This window comes from Frankia sp. AgB1.9, assembly GCF_016786355.1.
Taxonomy (GTDB): Bacteria; Actinomycetota; Actinomycetes; order Frankiales; family Frankiaceae; genus Pseudofrankia.
In genome coordinates this window covers 51,205-69,927 of sequence record NZ_JADWYX010000045.1, presented here as the reverse complement: position 1 = coordinate 69,927, position 18,723 = coordinate 51,205, and the positions used below count along the sequence as shown (strand labels likewise).

Here is an 18,723-nt window from a genome sequence, read left to right as displayed (position 1 = left end):
GGCAACCGCCGGCCCCGGCCCGCCCCCCCCCGCACCCCCCCCCCCCCCGCCCGAACCGCGCCCAGACCCCCGCCCCGGGCCCCCCCACGACCGTGGCGGACTTCCACCGGGCGCGTTACCTCTACCAGCTGACTCCGGCCGGGCAGGCGGCCGAGGAGGCGATCGCGGTCTACGAGCAGGCGATCGGCCGTCGCGGAGCGCTGCAGTCCGTGGCGCTGGAGGACATCGCCTCGCAGCTGCGCGCGCTGCTGGAGCTGGCGTCGGCCGGCCACTCGGCGCTGGACCCAGCCAAGGTCCATCTGCTGGTGCTCGGTCTCGCCGAGCGGTTCACCGGCCTGGCCGACAACGCGCAGGCCTTCATGGCTTCGCTGCGCCGCGTGATCGACTTCTCCGACGGCAACGTCGAGGCCTTCGTCGCCTACAAGCAGCGGCTCATCGACTACATCAACCGGTTCATCGCCGACCTGGCGAACCGCGGCGCGGAGATCGCCACCCTGCTGGGCCAGCTGGAACAGGTCGACGTCGAGAGGCTGCTGCTCGTCGTCGCCCGCCGAGAGGCCGCCGACGCCATTCCAGACCCACAGCCCGGCCAGGAGGAGTCGGCCGCCACGGCCAGGCCCGAGGACGCGGTTCCCGCGTCGGCCTACGACGCGGCTGTGGACGCGGCGCTGGCCGGCTGGCACAACCGGTGGCGCGGCCTGCGGGACTGGTTTCTCTCGAACGCCGGTCATCCCTCCCAGGCCCGCCTGTTGCGGGGCGCGGCCGTCACAGCGATCACCCAGCTCATCGACACGGTGGCGGCACTCAACGAGCGACGCTCCGGTCGATCGGACAGATCAGCAGATTTTCGGACGCTCGCCCGCTGGTTCGCCCAGGCGCCGGACGACGCGGCGGCGCACCGCCTCTGGCGAGCCGCGTTCGGGCTCTCCCCCGCGCGGCACCTGACGGTCACGCAGGAGACGGTCGCCGCCTGGGAGGAGGAGACACCCGCGCCGAGCACGCCCTGGCGGGATGCGCCGCCGGTGCGGATCAGCCCTCAGCTGCGCCGGACCGGCTCCTACGAACGGCGCGGGGTACCCAACCGGGTCGCCGACCGGGCGGCGCAGCGCCGGCTGCTCGAGGAGTACGCGGCGGCGGAGGCCGAGCAGGCCACGGCGGCTCGCGGCCGGCTGGCCACCGACCGGCCCGTGCTGCTCTCCGAGCTCGATGTCCTCGATCGGCACGCGTTCCGCCTGTTCCTCAGCCTGCTCGGCGATGCCCTGGCGGCGCGCCTTCCCGGCGACGACGAGGTGACGACGACGTCGAGCGACGGCACGATCCTCATCCGGCTGTCCGTGGTACCGGGCGGCGGCGTCGTGACGATCGAGACCGAGGACGGGACGCTGCGCGGCCCAGAACACCTCGTGGAGATCGTCGACCTGGCGGCCGCCGCGATCCCGCCCCAGCGCGCGGGTGTGCGTAGCCGCGAACCGGCGCCGTCGGGGGACGAGCAGGCATCCGTCGCGGCGGGAGGCCGGCCGTGGAGCTAGATCCGCTCGCGGCCGAGAGCCGGGCCGCGCGACGCCGGGCGCTGCGCGCGCTGCTGGCCCGGCCGCTGCGCACGGCCGGCACCGACGACGAGGTGCTGCGGCTGATCCGCCGGCACGCGCCCGAGCTGCGGGAGTGGCTCGCGGCCGAGACCGGCTGGCGCCTGGTAGTCGACGCGGAATCCGCCCGCCTGTTCAAGACGGTCGCGACCACCGCGGAGGCCACCTACCCGGCCAGGGACGGCAAGGGGAAGGCGCCGTTCGGCCGGCGCCGCTACGTGCTGCTGTGCCTGGCGCTCTCGGTGCTGGAGGCCGCTGACGCCCAGGTCACCCTCGGCCGGCTGGCCGAGGGCGTGTTGGTCGCGGCGAGCGACCCTGAGCTCACCGCTACGGGGCTTGCCTTCACACTGGGCCGCCGCGACGAACGCTCGGACCTGGTCGCGGTCGTCCGGCTACTGCTGTCCCTCGGCTTGCTCGAGCGGGTCGCGGGCGACGAGGACGCCTACCTCTCCCAGGCCGGCGACGCGCTGTACGACGTGCACCGGCGGGTGCTCGCGTCGATCCTGACGGGTGCCCGCGGGGCGTCGACCATCGACGCCACCGAGTTCGAAGGCCGGCTCGCCGAGCTCACGGCCGAGCCGGTTCCCGACACCGACGACCTGCGCAACCGGGCGCTGCGCCAGCGGCTCACCCGCCGGCTGCTGGACGAGCCGGTCGTCTACTACGACGAGCTCGCTGACGACGAACGCGCCTACCTGGTCGGCCAGCGCCACGCGATCACCCGGCGGGTCGAGGAGGCCACCGGCCTGGCCACCGAGATGCGGGCCGAGGGCATCGCGATGGTCGATCCCGACGACGAGCTCACCGACGTGCGCATGCCCGAGCAGCGCACGGACGGGCATGTGGCCCTGCTCGTCGCCGAGTATCTGGCGGAGCGGGCCAGCGCCGGCCAGCCGGTGCCGCTCGCCCGGTTGCGGACCTACGTCCGCCAGCAGGCCGTCGAGCATGCCTCGTACTGGCGCCGGGGCGTCACCGAGCCCGGCGCGGACGCGGAGCTTCTCGCGACCGCGCTCGACAAGCTGCGCGCACTGCGGCTCGTGGCCGACGCGCCCAGCGGGCCGGACGAGCCGGCTGCGGTCGTCGCAAGGCCGGCGATCGCCCGCTACGCCCTCGACGCGCCGACGATCAGGGACCGCCAGACGGACTCTGCACCTGCCGGCGCCAACGGCAGGGCCAGGTCGGCGAAGAACAAGGGAGACCGCCGGTGAGCGGCATGGCGCAGGACCTGACGCGCCCGGCGACGGCCGGGCCGGCGACCATCAGCTCGGACGCGGCACCGCCACCGGTCCCGCGCCGAGAGCGGTGGCAGCCGCTGCGCGCCGGGCTGGTCGACCTCTTCTACTACGACGTCGAGGAGTTTCACTTCCACGACGGGCGGCTGCTGCTGCGCGGCAATAACGGCACCGGCAAGTCGAAGGTGCTCGCGCTGACGCTGCCGTTCCTGCTCGACGGCGAGCTGGCCCCGCACCGGGTCGAACCCGACGGCGACCGCAACAAGCGGATGGAGTGGAACCTGCTGCTCGGCGGCCGCCACCCGCATCCGGAACGCCTCGGCTACACCTGGCTGGAGTTCGGCCGGCTCGGCGTGGACGGCACGCCCGAGTACCGCACGATCGGGGCCGGGCTGAAAGCGGTCGCCGGCCGTGGGATCGCCCGCCACTGGTTCTTCGTCACGAGCCAGCGGGTCGGCGCCGATTTCTCCCTAGTCGGCCCGACCCGGGTCGCGCTGACCAGGGACAAGCTCAAGGAGGTCATCGAGGGCCACGGGCAGGTGTACGACACGGCGTCCGACTACCGGCGGGCCGTCGACGAGGCGCTGTTCGGGCTGGGCCCGCATCGCTACGAGACGCTGGTCAACCTGCTCATCCAGCTCCGCCAGCCGCAGCTGTCCAAGAAGCCGGACGAGAAGCTGCTCTCCCGGGCGCTGACCGAGGCGTTGCCGCCGCTGGACCCCACCCTCGTGACCACGGTCGCCGAGGCGTTCCGGGGGCTGGACGAGGAGCGGGAGGTGCTGCGGGCACTCACCGAGGCGCAGGCCGCGACGCAGGCGTTCCTCACCCACTACGGGCGCTACGCGCAGATCGCGGCGAAGCGCTTCGCCACGCCGCCGCGCCAGGCGCACAGCCGCTACGAGCAGCACGGCCGTGAGCTGGCCGAGGCACAGGCCGCCCGCGAACGCGCGCAGGAGGCACTGGACGCCGCGGTGACGCGTCTCGGCGAACTGGCACGGCGGGCCGAGCAGCTCGCGGCCCAGCACGAGGCCCTGCGGGACAGCCCTGAGATGCGTGACGCCAAGGCGCTGGGCTCGGCCGAACAGGAGGCCGCCCGGCTCGCCCGGTTCGCCGCGCAGCGGGCGCAGGACAGCCAGCAGGCCGCCCGAGCGGTCGAGAGCTGGCGAGCCCAGCTCGCCGACGCCCAAGGCGCGGTCCGCGGCGACGAGGTGTCGTTCGACGCCGTCGCCGAGGACGCCACCCGGTCCGCCAGCTCCGCGCTCACCGGCGACCGCCACACGGGCGTGCTGCGCGAGCTGGAACGGGAGGAGCCGCCGTACCCGGACGCGCGGCGCGCGGGCGACGCGATCATCGCCGACCAGCAGCGGGCCGTCGCGAGCCTGGAGCGGCTGCTCGGGACGGCGGCGGCAGCCACGGCGGCCGCGGTGACCGCGAGGACCTCGCTGGACCGGATCACCGGCGAGCAGCAGGCGGTCGCCGGCCGCATCGCGGTGGCCGACGCACAGGTCAGCGAGCGCGGCGATCAGCTCCTGGAGGCGTGCGCCGCCTATCTGCGCCGCTGTGTACTCCTACGGCTGTCCGACCAGGACCTGACGCTGGCCGCCTTCGCCGACTGGGTGGACGCTCCTGACGGACGCAGCCCGCTGGCGACGGCCGTCGACGAGGCCGCCCGCGACACGACCGCGGCGATCGGCCGCCGGCAGGCCGCGGTCGAGGCCCGCACCGAGCTCGCGCGGACCGAGCTCGCCGCGCTGGATGAGGACATCGAACGCCTGGTCGCCGGTGGTCACGACGCGCCGCCGGCCGCGTACACCCGTTCGGCGCCAGCCCGCGCCGGGCGCGCCGGGGCGCCGCTGTGGAAGGCGGTGGACTTCGCGGACGGCGTGCCGGCGGACCACCGGGCTGGCATCGAGGCGGCGCTGGAAGCGGCCGGGATCCTCGACGCCTGGGTCAGCCCCGACGGCCACCTGCGGGACGCCGTCACCGACGACGTGCTCGTCGCTCCCGACCGGCCGGCGACGGGCCGCACGCTGGCGGCGGTGCTCGTACCGGCGGTCGACCGCGCCGACCAGTCGGCCGCCGCGCTGGACGACGCCGTGCTGGCCCGGCTGCTGGCGGCGATCGGGCTGGACGAGACCAGCGCCGGTACCTGGGTCGGTGTCGACGGCCGGTTCCGCAACGGGGTGCTGGCCGGGTCGTGGCACAAACCGTCCGCCACCTACCTCGGCGAGGGAGCACGTGAGGCGGCGCGGCGGGACCGGCTGGTCCGGCTGCGCGCCGAGGCGGAGGGCCTGCGCGCGCGCCTGGCCACCCTTGCGACGGCGGCGGCCGACCTCGCGGACCAGCAACGCGCGCTCGCCGCCGAGCACCGAGAGCTGCCGGCCGACACGGCCCTGCGGGACGCCCACGCGGCCCTCGCCCACGAGCACGCGGCACGCAGGCGCGTCGATCTGGAGCACGAGCAGGCGGTAGCCCTCCTCAGCACGCGCCGGACCGAGGCGGACGCGGCGCACGCCGCGGCGACGGAGTTCGCGGGCGACGTCGGGCTACCCACCGGTGAGGCCGCTCTCGCCGACGTCCGCGCGGCTCTCGGCGACTACCGCGCGGCGCTCGCTGGTCTGTGGCCGGCGGCGCAGGCCCTCGCCCGGTCCCGGCAGACCCAGCTCAGGGCCACCGGCGAGCTTGACAACGCGACCATGCGGCAGGCCGAGGCCCGCGAGGACCATGAAGAGGCCCTGGCGCAGGCCCAGGCGGCGGCGGAACGTCATCGGGTGCTGGTCGAGAACTCCGGCGCCGCCGTCGACGAGCTGTTCCGCAGGCTCGCCGCCGTCGACGCCGAGCTTGGCGAGGGCCGCCGCGAGGAGAAGACGGCTCGGGCGGCCGAGCGGGCCGCGCTCGACGAGCGGGGCAGGGCCGAGGGCCGCCGCGAGGCGCTGACCGCCTCCATCGCGCAGGCCGCGAGCGACCGGGAGGCCGCCATCGACCGGCTGCGGGCGTTCGCCGCCACCGGTCTGCTCGCGGTCGCGGTTCCCGGCCTGGAGATCCCCGACCCGGCGGTCCCGTGGGCCCCCAACCCGGCGATCGCGGTCGCCCGGGCCGTCAACACCGCGCTCGACGCCGTCGACGAGGCCGACCGCCGGTGGGAGCTGGTCCAACAGCGGGTGTCCGCCGAGCATAAGGTCCTCACCGACGCGCTGTCCCGGCATGGTCACACGGTCGGGATGGTGGTCGCCGACGGGGTGATCGTCGTCGACGTGCTGTTCCAGGGCCGCCGGCAGGACGTCCCCGCCCTGGTCGAGGCACTCGTCGCCGAGACCGAGCAGCGAGCCCTGCTGCTCTCGGCGAAGGAACGGGAGATCCTGGAGAACCACCTGGTCAACGAGGTCGCCGGCGCGCTCCAGGAGCTGATCAGCTCCGCCGAGGAGCAGGTCCGCCAGATCAACGCCGCGCTGGAGACCCGGCCGACCTCGACCGGGATGCGGCTGCGGCTGCAGTGGCGGACCGCCCGCACCGCGCCCGACGGTCTCACCCCGGTCCGCGACCGGCTGCTGCGGCAGACCACCGACGCGTGGAGCGCGGCCGACCGGGCCGCGGTCGGAGCCTTCCTCCAGGACGAGATCGGCAAGGAGCACAGCGCGGACACCAGCGGAGGCTGGGCCGAGCAGCTGACCCGCGCGCTCGACTACCGGCGTTGGCACGAGTTCGCCGTCCAGCGGTTCCAGGACGGGGTGTGGCGCACGGCGACCGGTCCGGCGTCGGGCGGCGAGCGGGTACTCGCCGCGTCGGTGCCGCTGTTCGCCGCCGCCTCCTCGTTCTACGACTCGGCCGGCAGCCAGCGGGCGCCGCGCCTCATCGCCCTGGACGAGGCCTTCGCAGGCGTCGACGACGACTCTCGCGCGAAGTGCCTCGGCCTGCTCGCCGCGTTCGACCTGGACGTCGTGATGACGAGCGAACGCGAGTGGGGCTGCTACCCGGAGGTACCCGGCCTGGCGATCGCCCAGCTCTCCCGCCGCGACGGCGTCGACGCTGTCCTGGTCACTCCCTGGCGCTGGGACGGTAGCGCCAGGTCCCGGCTCAGCCGGCCGGCGCCGCGGCTGCCCGAGCCACCGCGGGCCGCGCAGGACGCGCCCGACGCCGACGCCCTGCTTCCGTTCGACTGATGGAACCAGACACCGCGACCGAGCCGGGCGGCGGGAGCGAGCGACTCGGCCGGCTGCTGGGCGGTGAGCACACGGGCTGGCTGGTGAGCCGCGCCCGGCGCCGCCTCGAACAGGGCCGACCGCTCACCGGCATCGTCACCCTCGGCAATGCCAGTCAGGAGCAGCGGCGGGCCGCCGAGCTGCTCCTCGGCCGTCGGGCAGGTGCCGGCACGTCGCTGTCGGTGTCCCTGGACGACGTTGACGCCCTGTTGCGCACCAGCGGCGCGGCGCCCGGCGGGCTCGCCGAGGCCGTCCGGCTGTTGACCGGCCCGGTCCAGGATCTGGCCGCAGCCGCGGCCGCCGAGGCATCGGCCTGGTCGGCCGCGCGGGCGCCGCTGGATGCCCTCGTCGCCGCGCGCCCGAGTCTCGCGGCCTGGCTGAGCTGGCTGGACGGCACCGGCACGCTGCGCCGGCTGGCGGGGACCCCGCAGGCGGCCGGGCCGCTGGTGCGCGGGCTCAGAGCGGTGCTCGACGAGCTGCCGTCGCCTGGCGTCGCGCTCGGCCGACTGGCCGCTGCCTGCGCCGGCGACGCCCACGCCCTGGACGACGGTCGGCCACTGACGACGCTCGTGCTGCCCGCGGTCCGGGTGCTGGGCGGCTCCAGCCCGACCGGCGACGGCTCCGCCGCGGGCCGCCGCGCCGCCTGGGCCGCCGTCGGCGTACACCGCGACGACCTGTCGTCCACCGTGCTGTGCCTGGGCGTACCAGGCGGCTCCGTGACCTCGACCGGGCGGATCCTCGCCGCCGCGAGCCAGGCCGGCGAACCCTGCGTGTTGACACTGCGCCAGCTCAGCCACGGCCAGCACCAGGCAGAACTGGGCGCCGGCGCGCGCACCGTCTTCCTCTGCGAGAACCCGATCGTGCTGGCCAGCGCGGCCGACGAGCTGGGCGCCGCCGCTCCACCCCTTGTCTGCGTGTCGGGCCAACCGTCGACCGCGGTCCTCAGCCTGCTCGACGCTCTGGCCGGCGACGGCGCTCGGTTCGTCTACCACGGCGACTTCGACTGGGGCGGCCTGCGGATCGCCGGCGGCCTGCTGGATCGGATCGCCTGGCGGCCCTGGCGGTTCGATTCCACGGCCTACCTGGCCGCACTCGCCGTCGGCGGTGGTGAGCTGACCGGCCGGCCCGTCGACGCGCCCTGGGACCCAGAGCTGCGGCGAGCCCTGGAGCGGCACGCCGTCCGCATCGACGAGGAACTGGTCCTCCCCGACCTTCTGGCCGACCTCGCGGCCGCTGGCTCGGCCGGCTGAGGCCTCAGAACGCTGGTCCCGCGGCTAGGCAGGTGGGTCTGGTCCTGGGATCTCGACGGCGATGAGCGCGACGTCGTCGTTGAGGGTGTTCTCGGTCCAGTCACGGAGCTGGCGGACGAGCTCGCCGAGGCCGTCGTCCAGCGGCCGGTGGGCGAACGCGCCGCGCACGCAGGGCAGGAGGGGGATGAACCCGCCGGTGCCCGGGTTGCGTGCCTCGGCGAGGCCGTCGGTGTAGAGCAGGAGGCGGCTGCCGGGCCGTACCGACACCGCGATCGTGTTGGTGCCGTCTGCGCCGAGGCCCAGGGGTGGCTGTCGTCCTGCTGGTGCGAGCGGGCGCGCGGTGTCGTCCTCCAGCAGGATCGGGTCCGGATGGCCGGCGTTCACCAACGTCAGCCGGCGGCCCTTGATCTGTATGACGGCCGCGGTGACGAAGTCATCGAGGCCGCTGGCCTTCGCGACCTCGGTGTCGAGGTCGGCGACGATGTCGCTGAGGCGCTCGGCTCGGGCGGCGGCCATCCGGAAGCCGCCGAGCACGCGGCTCGCGAGATGGACCGCGTCGAGCCCCTTGCCGCGCACGTCGCCGATGATCAGGCGCAGGCCCCAGGGGCTCTCGGTGGCCTCGTAGAGGTCACCGCCGACGGTCGCCTCCCGCGCGGCGCTCTCGTAGTGCCCGGCGAGCCGGACGCCGTCGATGACCGGGGCGACGGGCGCGAGGATGGCGAGCTGCGCCACCTGCGCCACGTGGGTGACTGTCCGCAGTTTTCGCTCGCGGCGGGCGTGGTACACGCTGACGAGGATCGCGATGACGCCGCCGATCGCGACGCCGCCGACGCGCAGGAACTGGGCCAGCAGTCCCCGGCTCTGCGGGCTGTAAAGATCTTCGTCGAGGCCGAGCAGTACCGCGCTGACGACCGCTAGGGCCGCGTACACGATGGTGAGCCGCGGCTGGACGAGGGTCGCCGCGACCAGGGGACAGAGGACCAGCAGCTCAAGGAGCGTCCAGTTGCGCCGTGCCGTCAGATCGACGGCGATGACCACCGCGAGCACGGCCAGGGGGGCGACCCGCGCGGCCCACCAGCTGAGTCCTGGCCGCTGTCGCGCGGCGGCCGGGTCGCGCGGGGGCTCGGGGCCTGTGGACTGCCTGCTCACACCGTCTCCCCCCGAACGAGGCGGCCCCTCGGGCGGACGGGCCGAACGCGCAGCGAGGCGGGCCTACCACCGAGGGCTACCCCCGCCTGGCCACCGCAGACACCCACCCACACCTGAGGCGCTCCTCCCGTCGGCAGGGACGAGGTGGGCGTCCGACCGGCGATTCGCATCGTTATTGGCAATGGTTTTCGTTACCATCTCGGATAGCTCGCCTCGGCAACGAGATCGCGACCTGGAGTGACCAGCACGACTGCCCGTGTCGCCTGACCACGATCTTCCGCACCCTCAGGAGGAATGCCATGTCCCTCGACGTCCCCACCGCATTGCTGGAGAAGGCCGAGTCCGGCGCCGTCGCCGACGCCGAGTTCGTCGACTGCGTACGGCAGTCCCTGCCCTACGCCTGGAGCGTCGTCAGCCAGGTCACCGCCGACCTGCGCACGAGTGACGGCGAGTTCGCCGACCACGCGGTCGCGCCGCCGAGCGAGGCGGAGCGCGGGCAGCTGCTGCGGGCGCTGGCCAGCGACGCGATCCGCGCCGGCCTGGAACGGCACTTCGGCGTGAAGCTCGCCTTCCAGAACTGCCACCGCGTCGCCGCGTTCCAGCTCGCCGCCGTCGGCGGCGACCGCTACCGGGCCTTCACCTCACCCCGCGGCCAGCTGCTCAACCAGTCCCCGACGCTGCGCAACTGCTGACCGGCGAGGCCGTGGGTGCCCCGGACCCGACACCCACGGCCTCCTGGCCGTCGCCGAGGGCGCGACGACCGTCCCGTCGACCCGCAGGCTGGTAGGTTACTGAACACTGTTAAGTACTCGGCAGGCTCCCGCCGCCCATGCCGGATGCGCGAGGTCTCAGATGTTCGACTTTCTGATCAATGCCGAGGTCTTCGTCGACGACGTCGCCGTGGCCGAACGCGTCTTCGTGGACCGGCTCGGTTTTCCCGAACAACGAGCCTCCTGGAGCGGCAAAGCCCCGGGATACGGATTTACCTGGCTTTTCGCCCGGGTGCACCCCTCCATGGCGATGTCTCCAACCCGCATCGAGGCGATGGCGATGGCACCGGTCGACCCCGCCATCGACCCGGCGCTCACTATCAGCTTCCTTCCACAGTTACTCGCGGCCCAGGGCGACCGGCCGTGGAAGGTTCACGCGAATGAGGTCGCCACCTCGGATATTCGGCGCGTCGCGCGACGTCTCGACGAGCTCGGTTGTCGCTTCTACAAGATGCCCGGCGTACCGCCCACGCCCCACGACCGCCTCTGGCTCGGCTGGACAGAAAAAGATCCGGGGGCCTACCAGCCGGACGTCGACGGCGGCCTCTTCCTGGAGATCTGTGAAACCGCCGCGATCGCACCCCGACCGACATTCTGGGATCCGCCGGCCGACACGGCTCTGCCGCCGGGAACCATGATCCGGGTACTGCGCCGCAGCTGGATCGTCGAGGATCTCCGCTACACGCTGTCGGCGCTCGACCGCAGTCTTGGCTGGCGCCCGGTTCTGGGCCCCGAGCGCGACGCGACCACCGGCTGCCTTCGGGCGGTGTTCGCCTTTGCCCATCCACGAAGCGCCGAGCTGGAGCTGCTCGAGCCGGTCGTGGCCGGCGAGGTGAAGGACTCGCTCGACAGCTGGGGCCCGGGCTCGTGGGCGATCCGGATCGGCGTGAACGACGTGGCCGCCAAAGCGGAGGACCTTGGGCGGCGTGGGACCGCATTCACGACCCACCCCGATCCACGCCACGGCGCGACGCTGAGGGTCGACACCGGGGACAGCTCGGTCCCGGGACTCTTCGAGTTCTCCCTGACGTCGGCCCGGGGCGAGGTTCCGCCGGCCCGCTGACCATTCTGTGGCGCGGTTCCGCTACGGGAGCAGGTTGAACGGGCGGAGGTACGGGCTGGGCTGATAGGCGACGTAGTTCGCCGTGCCCGACGGGACGTCCCGGTGGGCCAGGCTGTTCAACGCGGCTGGGCTCGCGCTGCCACCCCAGACGCCGGTCTGGACCCGGTGGTCGATCGTGTCGACCGCCGCCGTCACCTCGCCGGCGGTGAAGTTGCAGTGCCCGGGAGAGTTGACGTACGCCTGGCGAAGAAGGTCGGCGCGACCCGCGACGATCGTCGCGTCCCGATAGGCGCTCTCCCCCGTCACGGGCACCAGGCCGTCCCCAATGGTGTGGATGTCCAGCTGCGGTTTTCTCAGCTCGCCGTCGAAGGAGACGTAGCGCTCCATGTAGGCCATGGCCGGCTCGACGTTGATCCGGCTGGCGCGGTTGACGGTGGCGAGATCGGCGGACAGTGAAAGTCCAGCCTTCTGGTAAAGCGCCACGACCTCCTGGCCGTAGGCCGACCTGGCCAGAAGCGCGCCATAGTCGACCCCGGTGTTCCAGGACATGTTGCCGCCAGCGCGTTCCTCGGCTTCGGCGCGCAGAATGAACTGGGCGGTGAAGACCTGGCTGACCAGGTCGGATTCCTGATTCACCTCGGCCGTCGCCCAGTCTCCTGGGGCGGGCACCGTCTGCCCTGGGGTGTTGTAGGCGGGCGCGTCATACAGGGCGGCGGCGAGCGCGATGCGAGCACGCCCCGCCGGTGTGGTCTGCGCGGTGGCGGCTACCTTCGAGAAGGCTGCCGCCGACGCCTCGGCCGCGCTCAGGTCGCCCAGGTGGGTCAGCGCGACGCCGGACTGCGGGGCCAGCAGTGCCTTGAAGGCGAAGCTGCTGTCGAGCAGCGCGTTCCATTCGGCGACGCCACCCATCTCCAGTCCGCACATGGCCAGCGAGCCGTCGATCACCTCCGGGTGCTGCTCCGCGATCGCGGTAGTGATCATCCCGCCCATCGACGCGCCCCAGGCGATCGTGTGCCTGGCCGGCCCGAACTTCTCCTGGAACAGGGCCAGGGTGTCGAGCTGGTCGGGGATCGCCTGCTCCACGGCCCAGCCCTCCGTCGCGTAGGACGAGCCGACGAGCGCGTACCCCTTGGCAAGCAGCACAGGCCCGTCGCCGTTGCCGAGGGAGTTCGTCGGCGGGTTCGGCAGGCCCAGACCGGCCGGGACGATGCCATGGCTGAAGAGCAGGACGGTCCCGTTCCAGTTGGCCGGTACATCCATCACGTACTGGGCGCCGTCCGGGAGCGTGCCGGTGACGTGGCCCGTCGGCGGTGTGGCGCCGGCCGGCGAGCCCGGGCCCAGCGCGACCGCGACGGCGGTCAGCACCACCGCCGACACGATCCCGGCGCGAGGTTTCCTACTCGGCACAGTTCGGCCTCTCTTCGATCTGATCGGCACCCCCAGCTGACATCGGTGATATGCCCGGGTCTACCGCGAAACCAGCGGTGTGCCGCAGGGCGGAACACCGCGCACGCCGCCGGCTGGGGACCAGCCTTTACCTGATCCCGACGCGTCCGGCGGCATTCCCGTGTTCCGTCCTGCGGCACACGCCTTGGTCGTTGGCGGGGCCGCGCCTATAACCGGTGACGCCGGGCTTTCGCCGCGCCGGCGCTGGTAACCCGCTCACCCGCTGACCTGTTTAGGCCGCGGCTCGCCCTGGACGGCTGATTCGCCATCGACGCTCGTCCGAGCCCAGGAGGTCGTCCGTGTCCACCACGGTGCTGCCGACGTCTGCCCCCAAGCCGCGCAAGCGAGGTCAGCGTGCCCTCGACGCGGCCGTCCGCCGTTTCCTGAAGTTGCCGTCGGCGACGAGCCACGTCGCGGTGAGCCACGACGTGCCGATCCCGACCCGGGACGGCGCGGTGCTGTTGGCCGACCACTTCGCGCCCGTCGGCGAGGCCGTGGGAACCGTCCTGGTCCGCGGCCCCTACGGCTTCAACAGCCTCAACGCGCCGCTGTACGGCGGCCTGTTCGCCTCCTACGGCTATCACGTCGTGCTGGCCCGCTGTCGCGGCACGTTCGGTTCCGGCGGTGACTTCGAGCCAATGGTGCGCGAGAGCGAGGACGCCGCGGACACCGTCGCGTGGTTACGCGACCAGCCGTGGTTCGGGGGCCGCTTCGCGACCTTCGGTGCTTCCTATATGGGCTTTACCCAGTGGGCACTGCTCATGGACCCGCCGCCCGAACTGGCCGCCGCCGTCATACAGGTGGGCCCACACGACTTCAGCCAGGCGGCGTATTCCGGGGGCGCCTTCAACCTGAACGACTTCCTCGGCTGGAGTGACGTCGTCACCCACCAGGAGCAGGACTCGTTCCTGCGCTCGCAGCTGCGGATGGCCAGATCGGCTCGCCGCCAGGCCGGCGCCATGTCCACGCTTCCGGTGGCGGCTGGCTCAGACGGCCTGTGTGACGGACGCGCCACCTGGTACCGCGGCTGGGCCAGTCAGCGCGACCTCGGCGATCCCCTCTGGTCCGCCATGCGGCTCCAGGCAGCGCTGGACAGGGTGACGGTGCCGGTGCTGTTGCAGACCGGCTGGCAGGACCTCTTCTTTCCGCAGACTCTCGCCCAGTACGAACATCTCCACCGCCGGGGCCTGGACGTGGCGCTGACCGTCGGACCGTGGACCCACCTCGGCTCGCTCACCGCCGGTGGTTCCAGGTTGGTCTCGGAGGCGCTGGACTGGCTGTCCGAGCACCTGGCCGGCGCTGGGCCACGTCGCCGGCCGGCACCGGTCCGAGTCTTCGTGACCGGGGCCAAGGAGTGGCGCGACCTCGCGTCGTGGCCGCCGGCCACCACCGAGCGCGTCCTTCACCTCCAGCCGGACGCGGTCCTGGGCGACCAGCCCGCGCCCGCCGACTCGGCGCCGGTCGCGTTCACCTACGACCCGGCCGACCCGACACCGACGGTCGGCGGCCGGCTGCTGGCCCCCTCCTTCGGCGGCTACAAGGACGACAGCGTGCTCGCCACCCGGGCCGACACCGTCTCGTTCACCAGCGAGCCCCTGGACGAGCCCCTCGAGGTCATCGGTGTCCCGGTCGTCGAACTGGCACATGCCAGCGATAACCCCCACGTCGACCTGTTCGTCCGCCTCAGCGAGGTGACCGCGCACGGCAGGTCGCGCAACGTCAGTGACGGGTTCCTGCGGCTCGATCCGGCCGGTGGTGACGGTGTCGTCCGGCTCGACCTGGACGCGGTCGCGCACCGGTTCGCCGCCGGCCACCGGTTGCGGCTGCTGATCGCGGGCGGCTCCTTCCCGCGCTGGGAACGCAACCTCGGCACCGACGAGGATCCGGCGACCAGTACCGCGATGAGGGCCTCACATCGCACGATCGACCTCACGAGGTCGCGGGTCACCCTCCCCGTCCGGGGCTGACCGTGGGGCAGCCTGTCGTCTCCTGGCTCGAGCACCACGCCCGGCGCGGCCCCGACCGGCCGGCGCTGGTCGACCTCCACCGTGGCCGGGCGCTGACCTACGGCGAGTTCGCCCGCCGCGTCCGCTCGGTGGCGTGGTCACTGGCCGAGCGCCACGCGATCCGCGCCGGCGACCGGGTCGCGGTGCTGTCCCGCAACGACGCCCGGGTGTTCGAGGTCGTCTACGCCTGCGCCCTGCTCGGGGCGATCGTGGTCCCGCTCAACTGGCGGCTCACGGCGGCGGAGCTGATCGACGTCGCCCGTGACGCCGAACCCGCGATGCTGGTGCACGAGAGCGCCTCGGGGGCGGTGGCCGCCGACGTGGCCGGGGCGGGTGGTGTCCCGGCGGCCGTGGGCTGGGCCAGCGAGCACGGAGAGCCGGACGGCTACGAGGTGCTGGCCAGCGCCGCCGTGCCACCCTGGTGGTCACCGGCACCGGTCGACGAGGACTCGGTCTGGATGATCATCTACACCTCGGGCACGACCGGCCTGCCGAAGGGGGTGCAGGCCACCCACCGCGGCGTGCTCGCCAGCATGCACGGCATTCTGGTCGCCCACCGGGTCGGTGCGGAGTCCCGCTGCCTGACGGTGCTGCCCACCTTCCACGTCGCCGGTCTGAACCTCTTCGCCAACCCCGTCCTCTACGCGGGGGGAACCGTCCTGGTCGCGCGCGCCTTCGATCCGGCGCAGACGCTCGACCTCCTCACCGACACGAGCACGCCGGTCACCCACTTCTGCGGGGTGCCGGCCAGTTACCAGTTCATGGAGCAGCTACCCGGTTTCGCCGACGCGCCACTGCGGCCGTTCGTCGCTGTCGTCGGCGGCGCACCGGTGCCGTCGGCGCTGGTGGAGGCCTGGGGACGCCGAGGCGTCGCCCTCACCACCGTCTTCGGCATCACCGAGGCCGGCGCCTGCGTGACGGCGATGCCGCCCGGCCAGGAACTGAGCCACAACGGCACGATCGGGCTGCCTCTGCTCTACGCCCGGTGCCGAGTGCACACCGCCGAGGGCCGGCCGGCCGCGCCGGGACAGCCCGGCGAGCTGCAGGTGTCCGGGGCGCTGGTCACGCCGGGCTACTGGAGAAACCCGACCGCCACCGCCGAGGCGTTCACCGCCGACGGTTGGCTCCGCACCGGAGACGTGGCGTCCGTGACGGGCGACGGCCACCTCGTCCTGGTCGACCGGTGGAAGGACATGTACATCTCCGGCGGCGAGAACGTCTACCCCGCCGAGGTGGAGAACGCCCTGCACGCCCACCCGGCGGTCAGCCAGGCCGCCGTGGTCGGCGCCGCGCACCCGCGGTGGGGCGAGGCCGGTGTCGCCTTCGTCGTCCTGGCCCGGGGGGCCACGGCCGAGCCCGACCAGCTGCGTGCCTGGTGCCGCGAGCGCCTGGCCGCCTACAAGGTGCCGGTGCGCGTGCTTGTCGTCGAAGACCTGCCGCGCAACGCGACCGGCAAGATACTGAAGGGCCCGCTGCGCGAGTCGGCCCGAGGGCAGGGCTGATGGCCGTCGACCTCGCGGCGCTGATCGCCGACCTCGGCGCCGAGTCCGCCGAGCTCGACGGGGTGCTCGGCGGACTGCGCGCCAGCGACTTCGACCGGCCCACTCCGGCGGCGGGCTGGACGATCCGTGGCCAGGTCACCCACCTGGCCTTCTTCGACGACGCCGCGGTGACCGCGGCGAGCGACCCGGCACGTTTCAGGGACGAGGCCCCGGTTTCGGACGCCCAGGTGGACAGCCTCGGCGACCGGGTGGCGGAGCGATACCGGATGTTGCCGCCGAACGACGCGCTGACCTGGTTCCGCGCGGCCCGCGGCCGCTATCTGGAGGTCTTCGCCGACCTGGACCCGGCAGCGTCGCTCCCCTGGTACGGGCCACCGATGAGCGTCGCCTCGTCGGTGACCGCGCGGCTGATGGAGACCTGGGCGCACGGTCAGGACATCCACGATGCCCTCGGCCTGACCCGGTGGCCCACGGCCCGGCTGAGGCACGTCGCGCATCTCGGCGTGCGCACCATCGGCTGGAGCTTCCGGGTCCACGGGCGACCAGAGCCCGACGTGCCGGTCCGTGTCGAGCTCGCCGCGCCCGAATCCGGGACCTGGACCTGGGGGCCGCGCGACGCCACCGACCGGGTCACCGGGTCGGCGGAGGACTTCTGCCTCCTGGTTACCCAGCGTCGCCATCGTCGGCAGACGGCACTGTCGGCCCAGGGTCCGATCGCCAACGGCTGGCTGGATGTCGCCCAGGCCTTCGCCGGTCCACCCGGGGACAAACCCTCTCAGCGTGACCCTGAGTAACAGCGTGCCGCCTCAGTGAGGGATGCGGTCCTGATCGACGGGGAAGTGCAGCCTCGTGAGCCGTGAGGAGGCACCGTCGCCGCGGCGGTCCGAACCGGCGGAGGCCGGTGCCGGCCGGCTGCCCGCCGAGCCGCGCTGGGTGGTCGTCCTCGGCGTCCTCTACGTGGCGAGCTATCTGTCGGCCGTCCTGGTCGCGTCGGGGCAGGCCGACCGCATCGTCCGCATCGCGAGCGCCACCGGGGCCTCTCTCCTGATAGGCGGGTACTGCGCCTGGTGCGGGCTGCGGACACGACATGAGGAGCGCGTCTGGCGACTCCTGCTCGCCGCGGCAGGCGGGACGGCGACCCTGGGTTCGGCCATCGCGCTCGCGTACGTCGTGGCCCGCGGCGCGCCACCAGCGAACATCAGCCTCGTCGACCTCGGCTACTTCCTGACACCGCTGCTGTCGCTGTGCGCGATCATCGTGCTGCCGACAGACGCGGCCGGCCGCGGTCCGGAACCGACGGACCGGCATCGCCACCACCGCTGGCGCCTCGTCATCGTGCTGGACGGACTGCTGATAACCGGCTCGGCGACTCTGCTCTGCTGGTCTGCCGCGCTGCGCCCCATCGTGGAGGCGCGGTCGTCCGGGCTGTCGCCGTATCTCGTCGTCCGCTTCTCGATCAACGTGCTGATCGTCGTGCTGCTGCTCCTGGTCGCCTGTTTCCGCCGGGCCCGCGATCCTCAGACACAGGCCCTGCTGACGGTCAGCTTCGTGGCGTTCGGGGTGGCCCAGTGGCTCGCGCTGACGAAGGTGGCGACCCCCGACCAGTTCTTCGGCTTCGGCGTCACCACCGCGTACATCATCGGTTGCGTGATTCTCGGTCTCGCCGTCGGGCGGCATCCCTCGCGGGCCGGCCCAGCGGCCGCCCGTCCGGAGCTCGCCAACCTGTGGCCGCGGCTGCTGCTGCCGTACCTCCCCCTCGTCATGCTGCTCGGTCTGTCCGCCGCGCGGATCGTCACCGGAGCCGCCCTGATTCGCAACGAGATCGGATTCACCCTGGTGCTCGTCTGTCTGGTGATCGTCCGACAGCTGATCACCGCGCTCGACAACGTGCGGCTGCTCTCCCGGGTCCGGGCCGGGCAGCGGCAGCTGCGACATCTCGCGTACCACGACGCCCTGACCGGGCTGCCGAACCGCGCACGGCTGAACGAGCACCTCGCCGCCGCCCTGACGCGACGCACCGGCGGCCTGGCACTGCTCATGTGCGACCTCGACGATTTCAAGGCCGTCAACGACACGCTGGGGCATGATGCCGGCGACGAGCTGCTTCGGGCCACGGCTGGACGGCTCCTGGAGTGTGTCGGCCCACCGAACCTCGTCGCCCGGCTGGGCGGCGACGAGTTCGCCGTGCTGGTCGAGGACCCGTCCGACGATCCGGATGTCATCGGCGCCCGCATCGGCGCCCGGATGACCGACCCGGTCGCCCTCAACGGCGAGGACCGCGTCGTCCACGTCAGCGTCGGCGTCGCCCGCCTGACACAGGGCGAGGCCGCCGTACCGGCAACTCTCCTACGCCGTGCCGACGCGGCGATGTACGCGACGAAACGCAGCCGGAAGGCGGCCTCGTCCCGTCCTCCCGCGGCGGAGGAAGGTCCGCCGACGCGCGGACGCCGCCTCCGGCAGGCGGGACGCCCAAGACGAGGACACATGTCGCGCGGGCCATGACGACCGGCCGAGGGAACG

12 protein-coding genes are annotated in these 18,723 nt (G+C 73.2%); 10 read left to right on the top strand and 2 right to left on the bottom strand.

Annotation, left to right across the window (positions count from 1 at the left end; translation table 11 throughout):
• The 4 genes from I6A60_RS19560 to I6A60_RS19545 form a co-directional block, all read left to right on the top strand.
• Positions 1 to 1,529 (top strand): TIGR02677 family protein (locus tag I6A60_RS19560; RefSeq protein WP_203055661.1); only part of this gene is annotated, 1,529 nt, incomplete at its 5' end.
• A complete protein-coding gene (locus I6A60_RS19555; RefSeq protein ID WP_203014331.1) occupies positions 1,520 to 2,794 on the top strand; it encodes a TIGR02678 family protein in 1,275 nt (424 codons plus the stop codon). The genes I6A60_RS19560 and I6A60_RS19555, both read left to right, overlap by 10 nt.
• A 5-nt stretch (positions 2,795 to 2,799) precedes the next feature.
• Positions 2,800 to 6,978: a TIGR02680 family protein gene (locus I6A60_RS19550; protein WP_203014379.1), complete on the top strand. Its 4,179-nt coding sequence runs from the start codon at positions 2,800 to 2,802 to the stop codon at positions 6,976 to 6,978.
• The gene (locus I6A60_RS19545; protein ID WP_203014328.1) at positions 6,978 to 8,267 is read left to right on the top strand and encodes a TIGR02679 family protein; all 1,290 of its coding nucleotides are present in this window, start codon (positions 6,978 to 6,980) and stop codon (positions 8,265 to 8,267) included. The genes I6A60_RS19550 and I6A60_RS19545 overlap by 1 nt, the downstream gene beginning before the upstream one ends.
• 24 nt (positions 8,268 to 8,291) lie before the next feature.
• Here the strand turns inward: I6A60_RS19545 and I6A60_RS19540 are convergent, their stop codons facing one another.
• Positions 8,292 to 9,416: a PP2C family protein-serine/threonine phosphatase gene (locus I6A60_RS19540; RefSeq protein ID WP_203014325.1), complete on the bottom strand. Its 1,125-nt coding sequence runs from the start codon at positions 9,414 to 9,416 to the stop codon at positions 8,292 to 8,294.
• Positions 9,417 to 9,715: 299 nt separating this feature from the next.
• Here I6A60_RS19540 and I6A60_RS19535 point away from each other — a divergent pair, with 299 nt between their 5' ends.
• A complete protein-coding gene (locus tag I6A60_RS19535) occupies positions 9,716 to 10,108 on the top strand; it encodes an SCO5389 family protein (RefSeq protein ID WP_203014322.1) in 393 nt (130 codons plus the stop codon).
• A 160-nt stretch (positions 10,109 to 10,268) separates the two neighbouring features.
• A complete protein-coding gene (locus I6A60_RS19530) occupies positions 10,269 to 11,249 on the top strand; it encodes a hypothetical protein (RefSeq protein WP_203014319.1) in 981 nt (326 codons plus the stop codon).
• Positions 11,250 to 11,270: 21 nt separating this feature from the next.
• On the opposite strand, the gene I6A60_RS19525 is transcribed toward I6A60_RS19530, so the two are convergent.
• Positions 11,271 to 12,617: a S9 family peptidase gene (locus I6A60_RS19525; protein ID WP_203014316.1), complete on the bottom strand. Its 1,347-nt coding sequence runs from the start codon at positions 12,615 to 12,617 to the stop codon at positions 11,271 to 11,273.
• A 377-nt stretch (positions 12,618 to 12,994) separates the two neighbouring features.
• Between I6A60_RS19525 and I6A60_RS19520 the strand changes: the two genes are divergently transcribed.
• Genes I6A60_RS19520 through I6A60_RS43625 form a run of 4 tightly spaced genes read left to right on the top strand, consistent with a single transcriptional unit; the run spans position 12,995 to position 18,705 of the window.
• Entirely contained in the window at positions 12,995 to 14,662 is a 1,668-nt protein-coding gene (locus I6A60_RS19520; protein WP_203014314.1) for a CocE/NonD family hydrolase, read from the top strand.
• A 2-nt stretch (positions 14,663 to 14,664) separates the two neighbouring features.
• Entirely contained in the window at positions 14,665 to 16,203 is a 1,539-nt protein-coding gene (locus I6A60_RS19515) for an AMP-binding protein (protein WP_203014311.1), read from the top strand.
• Positions 16,203 to 16,997, top strand: a complete 795-nt coding sequence (locus I6A60_RS19510; RefSeq protein WP_203014308.1) for a TIGR03084 family metal-binding protein — start codon at positions 16,203 to 16,205, stop codon at positions 16,995 to 16,997. Before I6A60_RS19515 ends, I6A60_RS19510 begins: the two co-directional genes overlap by 1 nt.
• Before the next feature lie 55 nt (positions 16,998 to 17,052).
• Positions 17,053 to 18,705: a GGDEF domain-containing protein gene (locus I6A60_RS43625; RefSeq protein ID WP_203014305.1), complete on the top strand. Its 1,653-nt coding sequence runs from the start codon at positions 17,053 to 17,055 to the stop codon at positions 18,703 to 18,705.
• Positions 18,706 to 18,723 lie beyond the last annotated feature (18 nt).